The organism is Streptomyces olivaceoviridis (assembly GCF_014650115.1).
GTDB classification, from domain to species: Bacteria; Actinomycetota; Actinomycetes; order Streptomycetales; family Streptomycetaceae; genus Streptomyces; species Streptomyces olivaceoviridis.
This window is the reverse complement of record NZ_BMUI01000001.1, coordinates 251,353-272,308: the sequence shown is the minus strand read 5'-3', so window position 1 is coordinate 272,308 and position 20,956 is coordinate 251,353. Positions and strand designations below refer to the sequence as shown.

At 72.2% G+C, this 20,956-nt stretch carries 15 protein-coding genes; 9 read left to right on the top strand and 6 right to left on the bottom strand.

The features are described 5' to 3' along the window. Window positions 1-95: 95 nt before the first annotated feature. Entirely contained in the window at window positions 96-968 is an 873-nt protein-coding gene (locus IE273_RS01240) for a helix-turn-helix transcriptional regulator (protein WP_189813246.1), read from the top strand. A gap of 41 nt (window positions 969-1,009) precedes the next feature. On the opposite strand, the gene IE273_RS01235 is transcribed toward IE273_RS01240, so the two are convergent. Continuing rightward, window positions 1,010-2,461: an MFS transporter gene (locus IE273_RS01235; RefSeq protein WP_189813245.1), complete on the bottom strand. Its 1,452-nt coding sequence runs from the start codon at window positions 2,459-2,461 to the stop codon at window positions 1,010-1,012. Window positions 2,462-2,635: 174 nt separating this feature from the next. Between IE273_RS01235 and dusB the strand changes: the two genes are divergently transcribed. Further along, the gene (dusB, locus tag IE273_RS01230; protein WP_189813244.1) at window positions 2,636-3,766 is read left to right on the top strand and encodes a tRNA dihydrouridine synthase DusB; all 1,131 of its coding nucleotides are present in this window, start codon (window positions 2,636-2,638) and stop codon (window positions 3,764-3,766) included. Between the two features lie 68 nt (window positions 3,767-3,834). On the opposite strand, the gene IE273_RS01225 is transcribed toward dusB, so the two are convergent. The 3 genes from IE273_RS01225 to IE273_RS01215 form a co-directional block, all read right to left on the bottom strand. Then, a complete protein-coding gene (locus IE273_RS01225; RefSeq protein ID WP_373309272.1) occupies window positions 3,835-5,601 on the bottom strand; it encodes an alkaline phosphatase family protein in 1,767 nt (588 codons plus the stop codon). Between the two features lie 163 nt (window positions 5,602-5,764). Further along, entirely contained in the window at window positions 5,765-7,702 is a 1,938-nt protein-coding gene (locus IE273_RS01220) for an amylo-alpha-1,6-glucosidase (RefSeq protein WP_189813243.1), read from the bottom strand. Continuing rightward, complete coding sequence (locus IE273_RS01215) at window positions 7,699-9,249, bottom strand: MGH1-like glycoside hydrolase domain-containing protein (RefSeq protein WP_189813242.1); 1,551 nt, start codon at window positions 9,247-9,249, stop codon at window positions 7,699-7,701. Before IE273_RS01215 ends, IE273_RS01220 begins: the two co-directional genes overlap by 4 nt. A gap of 120 nt (window positions 9,250-9,369) precedes the next feature. Between IE273_RS01215 and IE273_RS01210 the strand changes: the two genes are divergently transcribed. The 6 genes from IE273_RS01210 to IE273_RS01185 all read left to right on the top strand — a co-directional run bounded on the left by IE273_RS01210 (window position 9,370) and on the right by IE273_RS01185 (window position 18,396). Then, window positions 9,370-10,590 carry an ROK family protein gene (locus tag IE273_RS01210; RefSeq protein ID WP_189813241.1) on the top strand — a complete coding sequence of 407 codons (1,221 nt, stop codon included), beginning with the start codon at window positions 9,370-9,372 and terminating at the stop codon, window positions 10,588-10,590. 418 nt (window positions 10,591-11,008) lie between these two features. After that, a complete protein-coding gene (gene ppdK, locus IE273_RS01205) occupies window positions 11,009-13,729 on the top strand; it encodes a pyruvate, phosphate dikinase (protein WP_189813240.1) in 2,721 nt (906 codons plus the stop codon). A 203-nt stretch (window positions 13,730-13,932) separates the two neighbouring features. Beyond that, a complete protein-coding gene (locus IE273_RS01200; RefSeq protein ID WP_189813239.1) occupies window positions 13,933-15,339 on the top strand; it encodes a restriction endonuclease in 1,407 nt (468 codons plus the stop codon). 84 nt (window positions 15,340-15,423) lie between these two features. Further along, complete coding sequence (locus IE273_RS01195) at window positions 15,424-16,671, top strand: ABC transporter substrate-binding protein (protein WP_189813238.1); 1,248 nt, start codon at window positions 15,424-15,426, stop codon at window positions 16,669-16,671. Then, window positions 16,668-17,570 carry a carbohydrate ABC transporter permease gene (locus IE273_RS01190; RefSeq protein ID WP_189813237.1) on the top strand — a complete coding sequence of 301 codons (903 nt, stop codon included), beginning with the start codon at window positions 16,668-16,670 and terminating at the stop codon, window positions 17,568-17,570. Before IE273_RS01195 ends, IE273_RS01190 begins: the two co-directional genes overlap by 4 nt. Next, on the top strand, window positions 17,563-18,396 hold the full coding sequence (locus IE273_RS01185; protein WP_189813236.1) for a carbohydrate ABC transporter permease: 834 nt from the start codon (window positions 17,563-17,565) through the stop codon (window positions 18,394-18,396). The genes IE273_RS01190 and IE273_RS01185 overlap by 8 nt, the downstream gene beginning before the upstream one ends. A 13-nt stretch (window positions 18,397-18,409) precedes the next feature. Here IE273_RS01185 and IE273_RS01180 read toward each other — a convergent pair whose 3' ends face one another. Both IE273_RS01180 and IE273_RS01175 read right to left on the bottom strand, forming a co-directional pair. Next, on the bottom strand, window positions 18,410-19,177 hold the full coding sequence (locus IE273_RS01180; protein WP_189813235.1) for an SDR family NAD(P)-dependent oxidoreductase: 768 nt from the start codon (window positions 19,175-19,177) through the stop codon (window positions 18,410-18,412). Window positions 19,178-19,250: 73 nt separating this feature from the next. Further along, window positions 19,251-19,835: a TetR/AcrR family transcriptional regulator gene (locus IE273_RS01175; protein WP_189813234.1), complete on the bottom strand. Its 585-nt coding sequence runs from the start codon at window positions 19,833-19,835 to the stop codon at window positions 19,251-19,253. 99 nt (window positions 19,836-19,934) lie between these two features. Between IE273_RS01175 and IE273_RS01170 the strand changes: the two genes are divergently transcribed. Next, a complete protein-coding gene (locus IE273_RS01170; RefSeq protein WP_189813233.1) occupies window positions 19,935-20,942 on the top strand; it encodes an NADPH:quinone reductase in 1,008 nt (335 codons plus the stop codon). The last annotated feature ends 14 nt before the right edge of the window (window positions 20,943-20,956 follow it).

Sequence of the window (20,956 nt, the reverse complement as noted above, 5' to 3'; positions counted from 1 at the left end):
GGCGCCGGATTCCGGGTCACGCTGGTGGTCGGCGGCCCTTGTCCTGGTAGTGGAAGCACCTGGAAACAGGCTGGCCGGCCCGGCACCCTGGACCTATGACGACCTCGGTCCAGGAAACCCGGGCGCGGCCCGCCCGGGGAGCGGAGATCCGTCGGCACGAGCTGGCCGCGTTCCTGCGCAGCAGACGGGAGCGCATCACGCCGGAACAGGTGGGCCTGCCGCGCGGGGCCCGCCGCCGCACCCCCGGGCTGCGCCGCGAGGAGGTCGCCCACCTCTCCGCGGTCGGCGTCACCTGGTACACCTGGCTCGAACAGGCCCGGGACATCCAGGTCTCCGTCCAGGTCCTCGACGCCCTCGCACGCGCCCTGCGCCTGGACGCCAGCGAACGCGCCCACCTCTTCCAGCTGGCCGGCGCGACGGACCCCACCCCGGCGGCGAACTGCCCGAGCGTCACCCCCGCCCTGCGCGAGATGCTGACCGGGCTGGAGCCGATCCCGGCCTGCATCCAGAACAGCCGGTACGACATCCTCGCCTACAACCGCACCTACGGCCTCCTCCTGGGCGACCTGGACGCGGTCCCGCCCGAGGACCGCAACTGCATGCTCCTCGTCCACACCAACGAGCAGTGGCAGGCGGCGGTCGTCCACCTGGAGAAGACCCAGCGCCTGATGGCCGCCCGGCTGCGCGCCGCCCTGGCCGGCCACCTCGGCGAGCCCGCCTGGAAGATGCTCCTGAAGCGGCTGGAGGAGTCACCCGCCTTCCGGGAGAACTGGGAGCGCTACGAGGTGGTCGACGCCCGCTCCAAGACCAAGGAGTTCCTCAACCCCTACGTGGGCCGCCTCAGCCTGGAGCACACCGACCTGTGGCTCGCCCCCGACGTGGGCGCCCGGATGGTGACGTACACGCCGAGGAACGAGGAGACCCGGGAGCGGCTGGAGAAGCTGTACGAGATCGCCTGCGCGCGCTGACCCGCCGCGGGGCCGGAGCGGTGCCCCGCCGGGCCGCGGTGCTACGCCTGCTTCGCGGTTTCCACGACCTGGCGCACCTCCGGTGACCGCAGGCTCTCGGCCGTGCGTTCGGCGGTGCGGCGGGCCCAGTGGCCGCTGGTCAGCAGGCCCAGGGTCAGGACGGCCAGGCCGCAGGCGGTGAGGATCCACCAGCCGGGGCGGGCCGCCGAGACGAACACCTGCCGGTACGGGGACGAGCCGATGCCGGAGGCCAGGACGGCGCCGATGACCGCGACGCCGAGCGTCTGGCCCAGCTGCCGGCTGGTGGAGGCGACGGCGGCGGCGACACCGGCCTGGGTGCGCGGCATGCCGGAGACGGCCGTGTTGGTGATCGGCGCGTTCACGAAGCCGAAGCCGATGCCGAAGAGGACGTAGCCGAGGAGGAGGGTGGTGTCGGAGGTCTCCGCCTCGAACGCGGCGAACAGGACACCGCTCGCGGTCATCGCCGCGCCCGCCACCAGAAGCGGCAGCCGTGGGCCGCGGCTGCCCACCAGACGGCCGGACAGCGGGGCGCACAGGAACGTCGGCAGGGCCATCGGGAGCATCCACAGGCCCGCGTGCAGGGCGTCCAGGCCGCGCACGTTCTGGAGGTACAGGGTGGACAGGAACAGGAAGCCGCCGAGGGCCGCGAACGCGCTGATCGCGATCACCGTGGCGCCGCTGAACGGGGCCGAGCGGAAGAAGCGCAGGTCGATGAGGGGTTCGTCGCGGCGGGGCTCGTACCACAGGAGGGCCAGCAGCGCGGCCACGGCGACCACGGCGAACGGCGTCACGGGGCCGGGGCCCGACGCCGGTGCCTCGATGATCGCGTACGTCAGCGAGCCGAACAGGGCGATCACCAGCAGCTGCCCGACCGGGTCGGGACGGCGGGCCTTGGGCGCGCGCGACTCCGGGACGAAGCGGAGGGTGAGCAGCAGGGCCGCGAGGCCGACCGGGAGGTTGACCCAGAAGATGGAGCGCCAGCTCACCGACTGCACCAGCAGCCCGCCGACCAGCGGACCCGCCGCCATGGAGATGCCGACCACCGCGCCCCACACCCCGATCGCGCGGGCGCGTTCCCGGGCGTCGGTGAAGGTGTTGGTGATGATCGACATGGCGACCGGGTTGAGCATCGAGCCGCCCACCGCCTGGACCATGCGGAAGACGATCAGCAGTTCCAGGTTCGGCGCGACGGAGCACAGCGCGGAGCCGGCGGTGAACACCACCAGGCCCGCCATGAAGACGCGTTTGCGGCCGATCCGGTCGGCCGTGGAGCCCGCCAGCATCAGCAGCGAGGCCAGGACCAGTGTGTAGGCGTCGATCGTCCATTGCAGGCCGGAGGTGGTGGCGTGCAGGTCGCGCTGCATCGAGGGCAGGGCCACGTTCAGCGCGGTGTTGTCGAGGCTCACGATCAGCAGGCTCATGCAGCAGATCAGGAGCACGAGCAGGCGTCGGCGAGGGCTCAGCTCTGGCATGCGTCCCATCGTACGCCGAACTCAATAGTGCGTCTAACTAATGAGTCATGCATGGTCTCCGGTGTCGGCCGGCGGCGCCCGCGGACGAGCCGCGTGGCGGGTGAGGGACAATGGGTCCTTGCCCAGTGTTCCCGTGTCCGTCCTGTGCCGTAGATCCGTCCCGGAGTCCTGACGATGACCCACTCGCTCTCCATCGGCCCGCACGCCGTGACACCGCCCGTCGTGCTCGCACCCATGGCGGGAATCACGAACGCGCCGTTCCGCACCCTGTGCAGGGAGTTCAGCGGCGGCAAGGGGCTGTTCGTCAGCGAGATGATCACCACCCGGGCGCTGGTCGAGCGCAACGAGAAGACCATGCAGCTGATCAGGTTCGACGCGAGCGAGCAGCCGCGCTCGATCCAGCTCTACGGCGTCGACCCCGCGACCGTCGGCAAGGCCGTCCGCATGATCGCGGAGGAGGGCCTGGCCGACCACATCGACCTGAACTTCGGCTGCCCCGTACCGAAGGTCACGCGCAAGGGCGGCGGCTCGGCCCTGCCCTACAAGCGGAACCTGCTGCGGGCCATCCTGCGCGAGGCGGTCAGCGGGGCCGGTGACCTGCCGGTGACCATGAAGATGCGCAAGGGCATCGACGACGACCACATCACCTACCTCGACGCCGGCCGTATCGCCGTCGAGGAGGGCGTGACGGCCATCGCCCTGCACGGCCGCACCGCCGCCCAGCACTACGGCGGCACCGCCGACTGGGACGCCATCGCGCGGCTGAAGGAGCACGTGCCGGAGATCCCCGTGCTCGGCAACGGCGACATCTGGTCCGCCGAGGACGCGCTGCGGATGGTGCGCGAGACCGGGTGCGACGGGGTGGTCGTGGGGCGCGGGTGCCTGGGGCGGCCCTGGCTGTTCGCGGATCTGGTCGCCGGGTTCGAGGGGCGGGACGACTTCCTGCGGCCCACGCTGCGGGAGGTCGCCGACGTCATGGTGCGGCACGCGACCCTGCTCGGGGAGTGGCTCGGTGACGAGTCCAAGGGCGTCGTCGACTTCCGTAAGCACGTCGCCTGGTACCTGAAGGGGTTCGCGGTCGGGTCCGAGATGCGCAAGCGGCTCGCGATCACGTCGTCCCTCCAGGAACTGCGGGCGGGGCTGGACGAGCTGGACCTGGATCAGGCGTGGCCGGTCGGCGCGGAGGGGCCGCGGGGGCGTACGTCCGGCAACAACCGGGTGGTGCTGCCGGACGGGTGGCTGAAGGATCCGTACGACTGCTCCGGGATCACCGAGGAGGCGGAGCTCGACACGTCGGGCGGCTGACCGTCCCTGGGGCTCCGTCCCTGGACCCGGCCCCTGGACCCCGGCCCTCCGTCGGCCGGCAGGGGCCGTCAGTTCTTCTTCGGGTGGGGAGTCGAGCCGTAGGCCGTCAGGAAGCGGTCGCGGAAGGAGCTCATCTTCCACACCGGGGCGTCGTGGGCGGGGCGGAGCCCGTCCGTCCAGTGCCAGTCGGCGATCCTGTCCAGCATCCTGGGGTCCTTGGCGACGATCGACACCGGCACGTCCCGGCTGGCGTGGTTGCCGCTGACCCGGGCGATCGGCTGGTGGTCGCCGAGGAAGACCAGCACCGTGTCCTCGGTGCCGTACCGCTCCAGCCACTCGGTCAGCGCGGTCACCGAGTACTGGACCGACTTGCCGTACTCCTCGCGGGACCTGGTGGTGTCGGCGATGACGTCGGCCGGCTTGTTCCCCGCCGCCTGGATGCCCTCGAAGACCGAGCCGTCACCGAGCTGGTCCCAGCCCACCCTCTTCGGGATGGGCGCCCAGGGCTGGTGGCTGGACGTCAGGATGAGCAGGGACATCCGTGCCTTGCCGCCGGCCGGCCGCTTGCTGTGCACCCGTTCCTGGTACTGCTGGAGCGCGTACTGGTCGGGCATGGTCGACCAGCTGAACTTCGGCCCCCGGTAGCCGAGCTGGAAGGCGTTGTAGACCTTGTCCAGGCCGTACCACTTCTGCTCCGGCCAGCCCTTCTGCACGCCCGGCATGACCCCCACCGTGTCGAACGCGCCGGTCTTCCTGAACGCCTCCGTCAGGCTGAGGTGGTCGCCGGCCATCACCGTGCGGTAGCGCTGCTGATTGCTGATCCACAGGCCCGACATGGTGGTGGAGTGGCCGAGCCAGCTGCTCCCGCCGTACGTCGCCGAGGTCAGCCAGCCGCTCTTGGCGTGGAAGCCGGCTTTGGCCAGGGCCTTGGTGCGGACGTCGAGCGTCCGGTCCACGCCGGGCGCCATGACCGGGTCCTCGATCGCACTGCGGCCGTAGCTCTCGACGAAGGTGAAGATCACGTCCTTGCCGCGCAGGTCGGGGACCAGTTCACTGCCCGGCGTGTTCCCGAACGCGTCGACCCGGGCCACCTTCCGGAACTCCGCCTCGTCCTTCAGCGTGTCCGAGACCCGGCGGGCCTGGACCTTCAGCGCGGTCGCGGTGCGGTCCGAGGCGATCGGCACGCCCGCCACCTGGAGCCCGAGCGAGGAACAGGTGATCCAGACGACCCCGGCGACCAGGGTGCCGCGGGTCGCGGTGCCGGGGTGCCGGGCGAGGAGGCCGCTCAGCCGGACCACGGCCAGGGCCAGCAGCACGAAGAGCAGCAGGACGACCACGATCAGCCCGGCCACGGCGGCGAGGGTGGCCGTCCGCCCGAGGGAGTCCTCCAGGTACGACTCCGCGTCCCCGAACAGCCCCCAGTCCAGGACGACGTTGAAGTCGCGGCCGAGGTACTGGTCGAACCCCATGTCCAGCGCGTTGAGCACGGTCACGGCCCCGAGCAGCACCCCGGACACCGCCGCCAGCACCACCCGGGGCCGCCGCGGCAGCGCGAGCAGCACGGCCGCCCCGACGACGGCCTCGGCCGGTATGCGGAGGAACTCCGCGGGCCCCAGCCGGACGACCGTGTTCGGCATCACCAGCGCGGCGACGACCAGCGCGGCGGCGAGCACGGTGACGGTCACGGACAGGGCCCGTGCCACCTCGGGATGGCCCTCCCGCCAGTGCCTGCGCCACGCCGGCCATGCGGCCCAGGGGCGGCGGAACGTGCGTGCGGCGGGTTCGGTGACCTCTTCGGTCACGTCCTCGGCAGAGGCAGACGGGAGCGCGCTCATGCCCTTCCGTACGGCCCACGGGGAAGCACCGTTCACGAGGGCCGGGCAAACACCTGGTCAACACAGCCGACGACACGTCAGCTCCCCCGCAGGGGCGCGTGCGGGTCCGCGCGAACACCCGCCCGCGGACCCGCACGCGCCCCACAGCCGGACCCCCACCCCCTCAGGCGCCCCCGACAGCCGTCAGCAGGGCGAGCGGCGCGGCGGCGGACCGCGCCCCCCGCCCGCACGCGTGCGGATACGGCACCGGCGCACCGTGCGGAGCCCGCCCGTACCCCGCCAGCACCTCCGGCAACCGGTGCCCGCCCACCGTCGCCGCGTCGATCAGCGCATGGGCGACCGTACGGGCCTCGTCGTGCAGCCCGTACCGCGCCAGGCCCAGGGCGATCAGCGCGTTGTCATGGGGCCAGACGGACCCCCGGTGATACGACAGCGGGTGGTACGCGGCCTGGCCGGAGGCCACCGTGCGGACGCCCCAGCCCGAGAAGAAGTCCGGCTCCAGCAGCCGCCGGCCCACCACCTCGCCGTACTCCTTGTCCAGCAGCCCCGACCACAGCAGATGCCCGGCGTCGGACGCCAGCGCGTCGATCTGCCGGCCCTGCCCGTCCAGCGCCAGCGCCGGGAAGCACTGCTCCCGCATCCAGAAGTCCCGCTGGAAACGGTCGCGGAGGTCGGCCGCCGCCTGTTCCAGCAGCGCGGCGTATGTCTCGTCGCCCCACACCGTCCGGGCCAGCCCGGCCGTGCGGCGCAGAGCGTCGTACGCGTAGCCCTGGGCGCCCGCCGCCATCACCGCGCCGGTGGGCCGGGTGCCGTCGGCGCAGCAGATCGCGCCGGGGGAGTCCTTCCAGTTCTGGTTGGCGAGGCCGCCCTCGTCGGCGCGGTAGACGAGATAGCCGCGCGAGGTCAGGCCGCCGTGGTCGAGCATCCAGCCGACGGCGGCCCGCGCGTGCGGCTCCAGGCGCCGGGCGGGCTCCGTGTCCCCCGTCCGCTCGACGTACGCGCCGAGCAGGATCAGGAACAGCGGGGTGGCGTCGACCGAGCCGTAGTAGCGGCCGAACGGCACCTGGCCGAAGTGCGCCAGCTCGCCGTGCCGTACCTCGTGCACGATCTTGCCGGGCTGGGCGACCGGGGACCGGCCGGAGCCGGTGGCCTGGGTCGCGGCCAGGGCGAGGAGCGTGGCGGCGGCCGGCCGGGGGTGGTACGGCAGGACGAACAGCGAGGTGAGGAGCGCGTCGCGGCCGAGCAGCGTGAGGAACCAGGGGGCGCCGGCCGCCGGTACGCGCAGGTCCTCGCCGTCCGGCCCGGTGGCCGGGACCTGGAGCGCCGCCAGGTCGGCGAGGCCCCGGGCGCAGGCGGCGGCCAGCTCCGGCCAGCCGGTCGGGAAGGCCACGCCCTCCATGAAGCGGGCTTCCTCCGCGAGGAGGTGTTCCTGTACGGCGGCGGGGTCGCGGGGTACGCGCAGGGCGCGCTTCTCGCCGTGCGGGCGGGCGATCACCCGCAGCAGCAGCTCGGTCGTGCCGTGGGGTGCGATTTCCAGGGTCCACACCAGGCGGCGGGCGCCGGTGCCGGTCTCCTCCACGGCGTCGGGGGCCGGGTCGGCCGTGATCGTCGTACAGGACCGCCACTCGGCGCGCCGGTAGGTGAACTCGATGCCGTCGGGGAGGACCTCGCGGGAGCGCAGGGCGCCGGGCTTGGCGTAGGTGCGGTGGTCGGAGCGGAGTTCGAACTGGTCGGTGAAGTCGGCGTCGACGGTGAGCGCGAGCCGTACGGTGGTGGGCACCGGGCGGTTGCTGGTGACCTTCACCGACTCCACGAACGAGCTGTCGCCGACGGCCTGTTCACGGAAGAGGGTGTACGCCGGGGGCTCCTGCCGGCCGCCGCGCGGGACCAGCACGCAGCGGGTCTCGTCCCCGTCCGTGACCGGGGTGAGCACCTCGGGCACCGCACCGTCGAGGGTGAGCTGCCAGCGGCTGAGGTGCCGGGCGTCCCGGACGAACAACCCGTCCGGGGAGCTGCCGCCCCGCACCCCGCTGATGTCGCCGCGGTCGCCCACGGCGGCGAAGGTGGCGCCGTGCACGAGCAGATGATGCCGGTCCGTCATCCCCGGTGACCTCCTCTGTCACTCCTGTCGAACGTTCCGGTGTCCGTGGGGGGTACGACTCTTTGTGTGCTCTTGTCCAGATGTTGACGCTCGTGCCGCACGGCCGGCCGGTGGCACAGGTCGAGCGCGAGGGCCGCCGTCCAGCCGAAGCCGGTGGCTCCGCAGGGCGCGCCGGTGTACGGGTCGACGTACTCCGCGAAATCGGTGGCGTCGGCGAGGTCCAGCACCGCCCGGCGCAGGGCCTCGGCCGCCGCCGTCTCGCCATGCGTGCGCAGGCCGCGCTCCAGCAGCCAGCTCGTGTTGAACCACGCCGGTCCGCGCCAGTAGCGGTGCGGGTCGAAGGCCTCGCCGAGGAGGTCGTAACTGGGCGCGAGCCGGGTGCGGTCACCGACCGAGAAGTGCGGTCCGCGCAGGGTGCGGACGAGGGCGGCGGCGATGTCGCGGGGGAGACCGGGCAGGATCAACGGCACCAGGCCGGAGACGGCGCGCTCGGGAAGGAGACGGGAACCGGGGACACGCGGCTCGCCCTCGGCCCCGGAACCGGAGGTACCGTGCCCGGAGAGGGTGCCCCCGGCCCGCAGGTCCCGGCACAGGAACATCCCCGTCTCCGCGTCCCACAGCCGCTCCACCAGCGTCGCCGTCAGCCGCCGCGCGCGGGCCCGGCGGGCGGAGCCGGTCGCGCCCAGTTCCTCGGCGATCAGGGCGAGCGCGTGCTCGGAGGCGATGAGGAGGGCGTTGAACGCCGGGTCCTCCACGGCGAACTCCCCGCCCCCGTCGGCGTACCCGGCGTCCCGGTAGTCCGCGGCCAGCCGCACGTACCGCCCGTAGTCCAGATCCGTCGGCCGGTCCTCGGCCGCGCCGTGGTCGAGGTCGGCGCGGCGGAAGGAGCGGGCCGGGGCCGGGGTGATCCGGGCCAGCGGGGCGTCCCAGCAGGGGCTGTTGTCCATGCCCTGCTCCCAGGGGTGGACCACGGACACCAGCCCGGCGCCGCCCAGGTCCCGGCGGTGCAGCAGGTACCGGTGCCAGGCGGCCAGCCGTGGGTGGACGCGGGCCAGGAAGCCGCGGGCCCGGGACAGTTCGGGGTCGGCGCGGTGCACCAGCCAGGCCGCCAGCGCGTGCACCGGTGGCTGCACGATGCCGGAGGTCTGTAGCGTGCGCGGGGCGCCCGCCGGGCGCCCGGCGGTGGCGGAGCGCCAGAAGTCGGGGCCCGGGAAGTACGCGTCGAGCGGTACGGAGGGGTTGAACACGATGTGCGGGACGCGACCGTCGTCCCACTGGGCCGCGAGCAGCGTCTCCAGTTCCGTCTGGGCCCGCCGCGGCGAGACGTGCCGCAGCCCGATGGCGATGAACGCGGAGTCCCAGGACCACTGGTGCGGATACAGGTCGAGGGAGGGCACCGTCGAGGCGCCGGTCCAGTTCGCCTCCAGCACCCGGGCGGCCCTCGCGCGCAGGGACGTCGTCGTGGCCGGGGTGGTGGCCGTGGCCGGTGGGTCGTATGCCGTCTCGTACGGGGTGGAACGGGCAGTGAGCTGGGCGGTGCGATCCACTCGGGGCTCCCCGAAGACGTCCGGCCGACGCGGTTCTGCCCCGGCCACCGTAGGGTTACGTCTATTTAACACGCAAAACTCAATATGTAATGCAGACTGGAGAAGCACAAGGGGGTGCGCATGACCGGACGTCCGGGAAGGACCGGCAAGAGCGGGAGCCAGGCGGGCGCCGGCGATCTGCTCGAACTGGTGCGCAGCGGGCGGGCCGTGACACGCGGCGCGCTCCAGCAGGCGACCGGACTGTCCCGGGCCACCGTCGGCCAGCGCCTGGACCGGCTGTTCCGGGCGGGCTGGCTGCGCGAGGGCGCCGGCGGCCCGGTCGGCTCGCCGCTCGGCGGACGCCCGTCCGTCACCCTGGAGTTCGACGGCTCCCACGCGGTGGTCCTCGCCGCCGACCTGGACACCCGGCACGCCCGCGCGGCCGTCCTCACCCTGACCGGCGAGATCCTCGCCGAGCAGGCCGGCACGCTGGTGGTCGAGGACGGCCCCGACGCCGTGCTGGGCGAGCTGGGCCACTGGTTCGCCGAGCTGCTGGCCAAAGCGGGGCGCAGCGCCGGGGAGGTGTGCGGGATCGGGCTGGCGGTGCCGGGCCCGGTGGACAGCGAGACCGGCCGGGTGGTCCAGCCGCCGATCATGCCGGGCTGGGACGGCTACGACATACGGGGCCGTCTCTCCCGCGCCCTCACCGACCGCACCGGGGCCCCCGCGGTCCCGGTCCTGGTCGACAACGACGCCAACCTCATGGCGTACGGCGAACAGCGCACCGGACACCCCGGCTGCACGGCCTTCGTACTGGTCAAGGTCTCCACCGGCATCGGGGCCGGGGTGGTCGTGGACGGCTCGATCTACCGGGGCGTCGACGGCGGCGCCGGCGACATCGGGCACATCAGGGTCGGCGCCGACGCGCTGTGCCGGTGCGGCTCGTACGGCTGTCTCGCGGCGGTCGCGAGCGGGGGCGCCGTGGCCCGCCGGCTGGCCGCGTCCGGGGTGCCGGCCGCCTCCGGTTCGGACGTGCGGGACCTGCTGGCCGCCGGGCACCCGGAGGCCGCCGCGCTGGCCCGGGAGGCCGGGCGGCAGGTCGGGGACGTGCTGGCCACGGTCGTCACCCTGCTCAACCCGGGCGTGCTGATGATCGCGGGTGATCTGGCCGGAACGCCCTTCCTGACCGGCGTGCGCGAGCTGCTCTACCAGCGGGCGCTGCCCCGCTCCACGGCCCACCTGGACGTCGTCACCTCGCGGCTCGGCGATCGGGCCGGGCTGATCGGCGCCGGCGCGCTGGTGGTGGAGCACCTGTACGCGCCGGACCGGGTGGAGCAGCGGCTGTCGGAGATGGGTGTGTGACAGCGGTGTTTCCGTCGCCGGCGGGCGTCCGCCGAGCGGTCCGCATGGTGAAACGGAGCGGTCTGTGGCAGCGTGATTCTCGCCACCCTTGATAAGGGTAGCGCTCAGATGAGCGGATCATGCACGGCTGCACTTCCTCAAGGGGTGGCACTCGGTGCCACCCCTTGATCGTTCATCGATCGAAATCAATCGTGCCGGGGCTCGCTCATTTGAGCGGAAAACCGCACCTGTGAGTGCTGCCGTCTTCAAGAAGTGAAAACATACGGCCGGCTTCGCTTGCCAAGCCTTGACTTTCGATCCGCTGGCGGACGAGTGGTTACAGGCGCATGACGCGCAAGTGGACGTACCCAGGCACCTTCGATCTGGGTATGTTCCTGGCCATCAGGGCAGCCACCGTGGCCTCAAGGAGTCGAGACCCGTGTCGGAAAACAAAGAACCCCAGGCAGCGAAGTTCGTTTACGACTTCACCGAGGGCAACAAGGACCTCAAGGACCTGCTCGGCGGCAAGGGTGCCAATCTCGCCGAGATGACCAACCTGGGTCTCCCGGTCCCTCCCGGCTTCACGATCACCACGGAGGCCTGCAAGGTCTACCTGGAGAGCGGCGAGGAGCCCGCGGACTTGCGTGACGAGGTGAGTGCGCACCTCGAAGCCCTCGAAGCGAAGATGGGCAAGAAGCTCGGCCAGGCCGACGACCCGCTGCTGGTCTCCGTCCGCTCCGGCGCCAAGTTCTCCATGCCCGGCATGATGGACACGGTCCTGAACATCGGTCTGTCGGACAAGTCGGTGCAGGGCCTGGCGGCCCAGGCCGGCGACGAGCGGTTCGCCTGGGACTCCTACCGCCGCCTCGTCCAGATGTTCGGCAAGACCGTCCTCGGCGTCGACGGCGACCTCTTCGAGGAAGCCCTGGACAAGGCGAAGGCGGCCAAGAAGGTCACGGTCGACACCGACCTGGAGGCCGCGGACCTGAAGAAGCTGGTCACCACCTTCAAGAAGATCGTCAAGAAGGAGGCCGGCCGGGACTTCCCGCAGGACCCGCGCGAGCAGATGGACCTCGCCATCAAGGCGGTCTTCGACTCCTGGAACGGCGACCGCGCCAAGCTGTACCGCCGTCAGGAGCGCATCCCGCACGACCTGGGCACGGCCGTCAACGTCTGCTCGATGGTCTTCGGCAACCTGGGCCCCGACTCCGGCACCGGCGTCGCCTTCACCCGCGACCCCGCCTCCGGCCACCAGGGCGTCTACGGCGACTACCTCCAGAACGCCCAGGGCGAGGACGTGGTCGCGGGCATCCGCAACACCGTGCCGCTCGCCGAGCTGGAGCGGATCGACAAGAAGTCGTACGACCAGCTCATGCGGATCATGGAGACCCTGGAGAACCACTACAGGGATCTCTGCGACATCGAGTTCACCATCGAGCGCGGCCAGCTCTGGATGCTCCAGACGCGCGTCGGCAAGCGCACGGCGGGCGCGGCCTTCCGCATCGCCACCCAGCTGGTGGACCAGGGCCTCATCGACGAGACGGAGGCGCTCCAGCGCGTCACCGGCGCCCAGCTCGCCCAGCTGATGTTCCCGCGCTTCGACGAGCAGGCGAAGGTCGAGCAGGTCGCGCGGGGCATCGCGGCCTCGCCGGGCGCGGCGGTCGGCAAGGCGGTCTTCGACTCGTACACGGCGGTGAAGTGGTCCCGCTCGGGCGAGAAGGTGATCCTGGTCCGCCGGGAGACCAACCCCGACGACCTGGACGGCATGATCGCGGCCGAGGGCATCCTCACCTCCCGCGGCGGCAAGACCTCCCACGCGGCCGTGGTCGCCCGCGGCATGGGCAAGACCTGTGTCTGCGGCGCGGAGGAGCTGGAGGTCGACACCAAGCGCCGCCGTATGACGGTCCCCGGCGGACACGTCGTGGAGGAGGGCGACCTGATCTCCATCGACGGCTCGTCCGGCAAGGTCTACCTGGGCGAGGTCCCGGTCGTCCCCTCTCCCGTCGTGGAGTACTTCGAGGGCCGTATGCACCCGGGCGCCGACGACGCCGACGAGCTGGTCGAGGCGGTCCACCGCATGATGGCCTTCGCCGACCGCAAGCGCCGGCTGCGGGTGCGCGCCAACGCGGACAACGCCGAGGACGCGCTGCGGGCGCGCCGCTTCGGCGCCCAGGGCATCGGCCTGTGCCGCACGGAGCACATGTTCCTCGGCGACCGCCGTGAGCTGGTCGAACGCCTCATCCTGGCCGACACGCAGGAGGAGCGCGAGGAGTCCCTGAAGGCCCTGCTGCCCTTGCAGAAGAAGGACTTCGTCGAACTCTTCGAGGCGATGGACGGCCTCCCGGTGACGATCCGTCTGCTGGACCCGCCGCTGCACGAGTTCCTCCCGGACATCACGGAACTCTCCGTCCGCGTGGCCCTGGCGGAGTCCCGCCAGGAGCCGCACGAGAACGAGCTGCGCCTGCTCCAGGCCGTACACCGCCTGCACGAGCAGAACCCGATGCTGGGCCTGCGCGGCGTACGCCTGGGCCTGGTCATCCCCGGCCTGTTCACCATGCAGGTCCGCGCCATCGCGGAAGCGGCGGCCGAGCGCAAGACGGCCAAGGGCGACCCGCGTGCGGAGATCATGATCCCGCTGGTCGGTACGGTCCAGGAGCTGGAGATCGTCCGCGAGGAGGCGGACCGGGTCATCGCCGAGGTCGAGGCGGCGACCGGTACGAAGCTGAAGCTGGCGATCGGCACGATGATCGAGCTGCCGCGAGCGGCCCTCACGGCCGGTCAGATCGCCGAGGCGGCGGAGTTCTTCTCCTTCGGCACGAACGACCTGACCCAGACGGTGTGGGGCTTCAGCCGGGACGACGTGGAGGCCTCGTTCTTCACGGCGTACCTGGAGAAGGGCATCTTCGGCGTCAGCCCGTTCGAGACGATCGACAAGGACGGCGTCGGCTCCCTGGTGAAGGCGGCGGCCGAGGCGGGCCGCCGGACGCGCCCCGACCTCAAGCTCGGCGTCTGCGGCGAGCACGGCGGTGACCCGGAGTCGGTCCACTTCTTCCACGAGGCCGGCCTGGACTACGTCTCCTGCTCCCCGTTCCGCATCCCGGTCGCCCGCCTGGAAGCGGGCCGCGCGGCCACCCAGTCGGCGGGCAGCGACCACCGCTGACCCACCCGGTCCCCGGAGCCGCCGTCGGTCCCCGACCCTCACCGATCGGCGGCGGCCCCGGCGCACGAAAGAGGAGGGGCGGCACCCCAGTGCGGGGGGTGTCGCCCCTCTGCGCGGTGGTGTGCGAGCCGGCCTGCCGCCCGCCTTTCCTATGATCAGTCGATCATTCAAGGGCGGAGTCCGAGAGAGCCGGGAGAACGACGATGAACGACAAGGCGACGCGGGTACTGCCGCGTCCTCGGCCGCGTCCCGTATCGGACTGGGAGGACGCGGAGGAGAACGCCTTGGAGTGGGCCCGGTGGCTCGGTTTCACCGGAGCGCGGCGGACGCCGGGCGGCGCGGACAGGGGACTCGACATCGATGGGCCCGGCGTGTACGGGCAGGTCAAGTTCCACGGCCGGGCCATCGCACCGAATCTGATACAGCAATTGTTCGGTGCGCGGGGCCGCCGGGAGGGAGAGATGCTCTTCTTCTCGAACTCCGGGTACACGAAGGCGGCCCTGGACTGCGCGGACGATCTCGGTGTCGGTTGCTTCCAGTACTCGCCGTCCGACGGTGAGGTCACTTCCTGCAATGCCGCCGCGCGGGAATTGATGCGGAGGGCGCACCGGCCCGTGGAAGCGGGGGAGGAAGGTCCCTCGCGCACTGTGAAGACGTTCACCGAGCCGGTTTTCCTGGACGCCGATTACGCGGAGTTCAGCCAGAACGGCTCGCTGATCGCCTACAAGGACACCCTCACCTCCGTGCGGGTCGAGGAGTGGCCCAGCCGTAAGGAGATCGCGACCTTCGCCGAGGACAGCGAGGTTCTCGGTCTGGAATTCGTCACCCCCGCACTGCTGGCGATCCACTTCCCGTTCCTCAACGAGACGGTGATCTGGGACGTGCGAGCCGATACCGTCCTGAGGACCATCGGGGAACGTCCGGAACACGGGCGACCCGCCATGGCCTACGTGCGCCGGGTGGAGTGCGGTGGTCAAGTGGTCACCGCGTTCGGGCACGACGGGCCGGACTGCTGGTCCGCGCTCACGGGCGAACGACAGGCTCCGTTCCGGTTTCCCGGCGTGAACGGCATGACCGACGGGCTGGCCTCGTGGGGCATCTCCCCCCAGGGTGTGCCGGTGGCGTGTTTCGGCAGGCGCTCGGGGAGGAAACGCAGCTGGAACCTTCACATCGGCGACCGGTTCCAGCGGATCGCCACGGAAAGCCACGGAACGGTGTTGTCCCGCTTCGCCTTCACCTCCGACGGCAGCCTGATGGCCGCGGTGGGCCACAGCCCGGACATCGAGATCTGGGACATGGACCAGGCCGAGAGGGCCGCTGTCCTGCGCACGGGCCGCCCTCTCCTGGGCGAGGACGAGGACGCGCTGGAGGCGGTGGCGTTCAGCGCGGACGACTCCCTCCTGGCCGTCGGGGGCCGCGACCGGACCGTTCGCCTGTGGGACATGCGTCTGCGTGCGGAGATCGCCCTGCTCGAAGGCTGCGAGGACGACGTCTCGAAGATCAGCTTCAGCCCGGACGGACGTCACCTGGTGGCGTCGGACGAAAGCGGGACCGCCCGGCTGTGGGACCTCTCGGACCTGCCGGCGTCCGGGCTCGGCCGGACCCGGTGACACACGGCCGCAACTCGTCTTTCGTAATCGGCGGGCATGGTTGATCGTTGGGCCGTGCATCGGTGACGGACGTCAGGGGGCACGATGACGATCAGGCGTAGGGATCTGCTGGCCGCAGGCGTGGGTGCCGGGGTGCTCACGGCCTGCGGGTCCAACACCGGCCGGGGCGGCGGTGGTTCGGGGCCGGAGCTGGCGCAGTGGTACCACCAGTACGGGGAGCCCGGCACCGAGCGGGCCGTGCGGCGGTACGCCGCCGGCTTCAAGAAGGCGCGCGTCTCGGTGCAGTGGCGGCCGGGGAACTACGACCAGCAGACCGCCGCCGCGCTGCTCACCGACTCCGGGCCCGATGTCTTCGAGGTCAACGGGCCCACCCTCGACCAGATCCGGGGCGGGCAGGTGCTCGACCTCACCGAGCTGGTGGCCAAGGTGAAGGACGACTTCAATCCGGCCGTGCTCACGCCGAAGACCCACGACGGCAGGGTGTACGCCATTCCGCAGGTCATCGACATGCAGATGCTCTACTACCGCAAGAGCCTGCTGGAGGACGCCGGTGTCGAGCCGCCCACCACCCTCGACGCCCTGGTGGACGCCGCGCACCGGCTCACCGGCGACAAGGTGAAGGGGCTCTTCCTCGGGAACGACGGGGGAGCGGGCGTGCTCGGGGGGACCCCCCTCTACGCGGCCGGATTCCGGTTCGTCGGCGACGACGGCGAGGTCGGCTTCGACGATCCCGCCGCCGCCCGCACCCTCGGCAAGCTGCACCGGCTGTACGCCGACAAGTCCCTGCTCCTCGGCGCGCCCAGCGACTGGGCGGACCCGTCCGCCTTCGTGCAGGGGCTGACCGCGATGCAGTGGACCGGGCTGTGGGCGCTGCCGCGGGTCCGCGAGGAACTCGGTGACGATTTCGGGGTGCTGCCCTTCCCGCGGGACGGCAGCCAGGGGCGGCCTTCCGTGCCCGTCGGGGCGTACGGCGCCGCCGTCAGCGCCCGCAGCCGGCACAAGGAGACGGCCGCACGGTACGTGCAGTGGCTCTGGGTCGAACGCACCGACTACCAGGAGGACTTCGCGCTCTCCTACGGATTCCACATCCCCGCCCGGATCTCCCTCGCCGAGAAGGCCACCGCCCTCAAGGACGGTCCGGCCGCCGACGCCGTCCGCTTCACCACCGACCACGGCTACGCCCAGCCGCTGCTGTGGACCCCGGCGAGCCAGACCGCCTACCAGGACGCGCTCAGCCGGATCATCAAGGACGGGGCCGGTCCGGAGCGGGAACTGCGGGCCGTCGTGCGGAAGGTGTCGGCCGAACTCGACCGTGTGAAGAAGACGTCGTGAGGCGGCGCGGGGCGCTGTGGTTCTGGGTGTTCGTCGGGCCGTTCGCGCTCGGGCTCGCGCTGTTCACGTACGTCCCGCTGCTGTGGAGCGTGACGCTCAGCTTCTTCGACGCGCACAACACGGTGACGCCCACGCGCTTCGTCGGGCTGGACAACTACACGGCCATGCTGCGGGACCGGGCGTTCGTGGACAGCCTGAGGACGTTCCTCGTCTTCACGGCCTTCATCGTGCCCGTCACCTACGTCTTCTCCCTCTCCCTCGCCCTGATGGTCAATCGCCTCCGGACCGCTCGGGCCTTCTTCCGGTCCGTGTTCTTCCTGCCGGCCGCGTGCAGTTACGTCGTGGCCGCGCTCATCTGGAAGATGTCGCTCTTCAGCGGGGTCCGGTTCGGGCTGGCCAACAGCGTGCTGGGGTGGTTCGGCGGCGACCCCGTCGCCTGGCTGTCCACCACCGATCCGCCCTGGTACTGGCTGGTCATCGTCACCGTACGGCTGTGGCTCCAGGCCGGGTTCTACATGATCCTGTTCCTCGCCGGGCTCCAGCGGATCGACCCGGCGCTGTACGAGGCGGCGGCCGTGGACGGGGCCCGGCCCGGCTGGACGGTGCTGCGGCACATCACCCTGCCCCAGCTGCGGGCCACCTCGGTCGCGGTGGTGCTGCTGCTCGTCATCAACGCCTTCCAGGCCTTCGACGAGTTCTACAACCTGCTGTCCGACGCCCGGGGGTATCCGCCGTACGCCAGGCCGCCGCTGGTCTACCTCTACTACACCGCCCTCGGGCAGGGGCAGAACCTCGGGCTCGGCAGCGCGGGCGCGGTGATCCTCGCGCTGGTCATCGCCGTCGTCACGCTGGGGCAGGCCCGCTGGCTGCGGCTGGGGAGGACGGACGCCGATGGATGACGCCCTGGTGCGGGCCGGGCGGGCGCTGCGGCTGGTGCTGCTGATCGCGCTCGCCCTGCTCTTCCTGGTCCCCTTCTACCTGCTCGTGCGCAACGGGCTGGCCGGCGAGGAGGACATCACCTCCCCCGAGTGGACCTTCTTCCCCCGCCAGGTGCGGTGGGGGAACGTCGGCGAGCTGTTCGCCGACCCGTCCGTGCCCTTCGCCCGGTCCCTGCTCAACTCCGCGCTGATCGCCGTCGCCACGACCCTCGGCACCCTGCTCCTCGCCTCCCTCGCGGGCTACGGCCTCGCCCGCATCCCCTACCGCCACGCGAACAAGGTCTTCTACGCCGTCCTGGGCACCCTGCTGGTCCCGGCGGCCGTCACCTTCGTGCCCAGCTTCGTGCTGGTGTCGTCCCTCGGCTGGATCTCCACCCTGCGCGGGCTGATCGTGCCGACGCTGTTCCCGGCCTTCGCCTGCTTCGTCTTCCGGCAGTACTTCCTCGGTTTCCCCCGTGAGCTGGAGGACGCGGCGCAGGTGGACGGGCTCGGGTACTGGCGGACGTACTGGCTCGTCGTCGTGCCGGGCGCCCGTCCGGTGTTCGCGGCCGTCGGGACCATCGTGTTCCTCGGCGCGTGGAACTCCTTCCTGTGGCCGCTGGTGATCGGGCAGGACCAGAGCGCCTGGACGGTGCAGGTGGCCCTGTCCTCGTTCACCACCGCCCAGGTCGTGCGGCTGCACGAGCTGTTCGTCGCGGCGGCGGTGTCGATCCTGCCGCTGCTCCTGGTGTTCCTGTGCTTCCAGCGCTGGATCGTGGCCGGGGTGGAGCGGTCCGGGATCGACTGACGGGAGCCGGGGTTCAGGCCGTGGCGCCGCCGTCGACCACCAGGTCGGCGCCGACCACCGAGGCCGCGTCGTCCGAGGCCAGGTACAGCACGGCGGCGGCCACCTCGGCGACGGTGGAGACCCGGCCGAGCGGCACCTCGGTGCGCATGCGCGCGTCCCGGCCGGCCTCGGTCTCCCCGTCCCGGAACGACATGTCCGTGGCGGTGGGGCCCGGACTGACGGCGTTGATGCGCACGCCGTCGGCGATGTGGTCCAGGGCGGCGGCGCGGGTGAGGACGGAGACGGCCGCCTTGCTGACCGCGTAGCCGGCGGTGCCGGGCAGCCGGCTGTGCACGCCGATCCGGGAGGCGATGTTCACGATGGCACCGCCGCTCGGCTGGGTCCGCATCCGCGCGATCTCGGCCTGGAGGGCGAGGAGGACACCGGTGACGTTGATGTCGAGCATCCGGCGCCACTCCTCCTCGGCCAGGTCGCCCACGGACCGCCCCCGGCCCTGGAGCACCCCGGCGTTGTTCACGGCCACGTCCAGCGAGCCGAACCGGTCCACGGCGGCGTCCACCAGGGCCCGCAGGTCGTCGGCGCGGGAGACGTCGGCGGTGACGGCGAGCCCCTTGCCGCCCTCGGCCTCGATCAGCGCCACGGTCTCGTCCAGCGGGTCCCGGCGCCGGCCGGCGACGACGACCCGGGCGCCCTCCCGGGCCAGGGCGAGGGCCACCCCGCGGCCGATGCCGGAGCCGGCGCCGGTGACGAGGGCGGTCCGGCCGGTGAAGCGGTGCGTCATGAGGTTCCCTTTTCTTGACCGAACGGTTCAGTTTGAGGTCGTGCAGAACGGCGGGACCCGCGCGGGCGCGCTGTCAGTCCAGCAGGGCCAGGGCCTGCTCCGCCGCGTCCCGGACCCTGGCCGGGTCCGCCGAGGCCTTGCCGACCACCCGCAGGCCCTGGAGCAGGACCAGCAGCATGCGCGCGAGGGTCAGCGGGTCGCGGTCCCCGGCCAGTTCGCCCTGCGCCCGGGCGCGCACGAGGGCGGAGTGCAGCAGGGTCTCAACGGTGTCCCAGCTGCGCTCCACCCGGCGGGCGGCCTCGCGGTCGTGCGGAGCCAGTTCGACCGCCGTGTTGGTGACCAGGCAGCCCTGCTCCCGGGTCGCCTCGGCGGCGGCCTCGGCGGCGAACCGCCGGACCAGCGCGCGCACGGCCGGCAGTACCGGGCCGGGCCGGGACAGCTCGCGCGTCAGCGCCGGGTCCTGCGTCCGCGCGTACCGGTCCAGGGCCCGCAGGTACAGCTCGTGCTTGCTGCCGAAGGTGGCGTACAGGCTGGCCCTGCCGATGCCCAGGTGCCCGACCAGGTCGGCCATCGACGTCGCCTCGTAGCCGCGCCGCCAGAACAGCTCCAGGGCCGACTGGAGCGCTGCGTCGGGGTCGAATTCCTTGGTCCTGGCCATGCGGGCAGCGTAGGTTCGTCTGAACCGTTCGGTCAAGAATCGGCGTCGGTCACCGGACGCCCGCGCGCGTTCCGGCCCCCGGTGGCAGCATGGAAGGCCATGCGTGCCGCGTACATCCAGGAACTGGGTCCCCCGGACGTCATCCGGTACGGCGAGCTGCCCGCGCCCCGCCCCGGCCCGACCGACGTCCTGGTGGACGTGCTCTCCACCGCCGTGGACCCGGTGGACGCCTTCGTCCGGTCGGGGGTCTTCCGTACGGCCGTGGACTTCCCGTTCGTCATCGGCCGTGACCTGGTGGGGACGGTCGCGCGGGCGGGACCCGGCGTGACCGGCTTCCGGGCCGGCGACCGCGTGTGGTGCAACAGCCTCGGGCACGAGGGGCGGCAGGGCGCGGCGGCCGAGCAGGCGGTGGTGGCGGCCGACCGGCTCTACCCCCTGCCCGACGGCGTCGACCCGGACCTCGCCGTGGCCGCGCTGCACCCGGCCGCCACCGCGTACCTCGCCCTGTTCGTCCACGGCCGGCTCCGCCTCGGCGAGACCGTGCTGGTCGCGGGCGCCGCGGGCAACGTCGGCAGCGCCCTGGTGACGTTCGCCGCGCGGGCGGGGGCCCGGGTCCTCGCCACGGCCGCGGCACGGGACGCCGGGTACTGCGCCGAGTCGGGCGCGGCCGAGGTGTTCGACTACCGCGACCCGGAGCTGACCGGGAGGATCCGCCGGGCGGCGCCGGCCGGTGTCGACGTGTACCTGGACACGGCGGGCGTGAACGACCTGGAGACCTCGGTCGGGCTGCTCGCCCGCCGGGGCCGGGTGGTGCTGCTCGCCGGTGCCGGGACCCGGCCCGTGCTGCCCGCCGGACCGCTGTACATGAACGGCGGCTCCGTCGTGGGCTTCGTCATCTCGCACGCGACGACCGTCGAACTCGCCACCGCCGCGACCGCCGTCAACGACCTGCTGGCGCAGGGTCTGCTGCGCCCCCGGAACGTCGAGGTGCTCCCGCTGGACGCCGCCGCAGAGGCGCACGCGCGGATGGAGAACGGGGAGCTGCGGGGCCGTCGGGTCGTGCTGCGCACGGACCCGACCCGGCCTGGCCCGCGGCCCGGTCCGTAGGCCCCGCCGGCCCA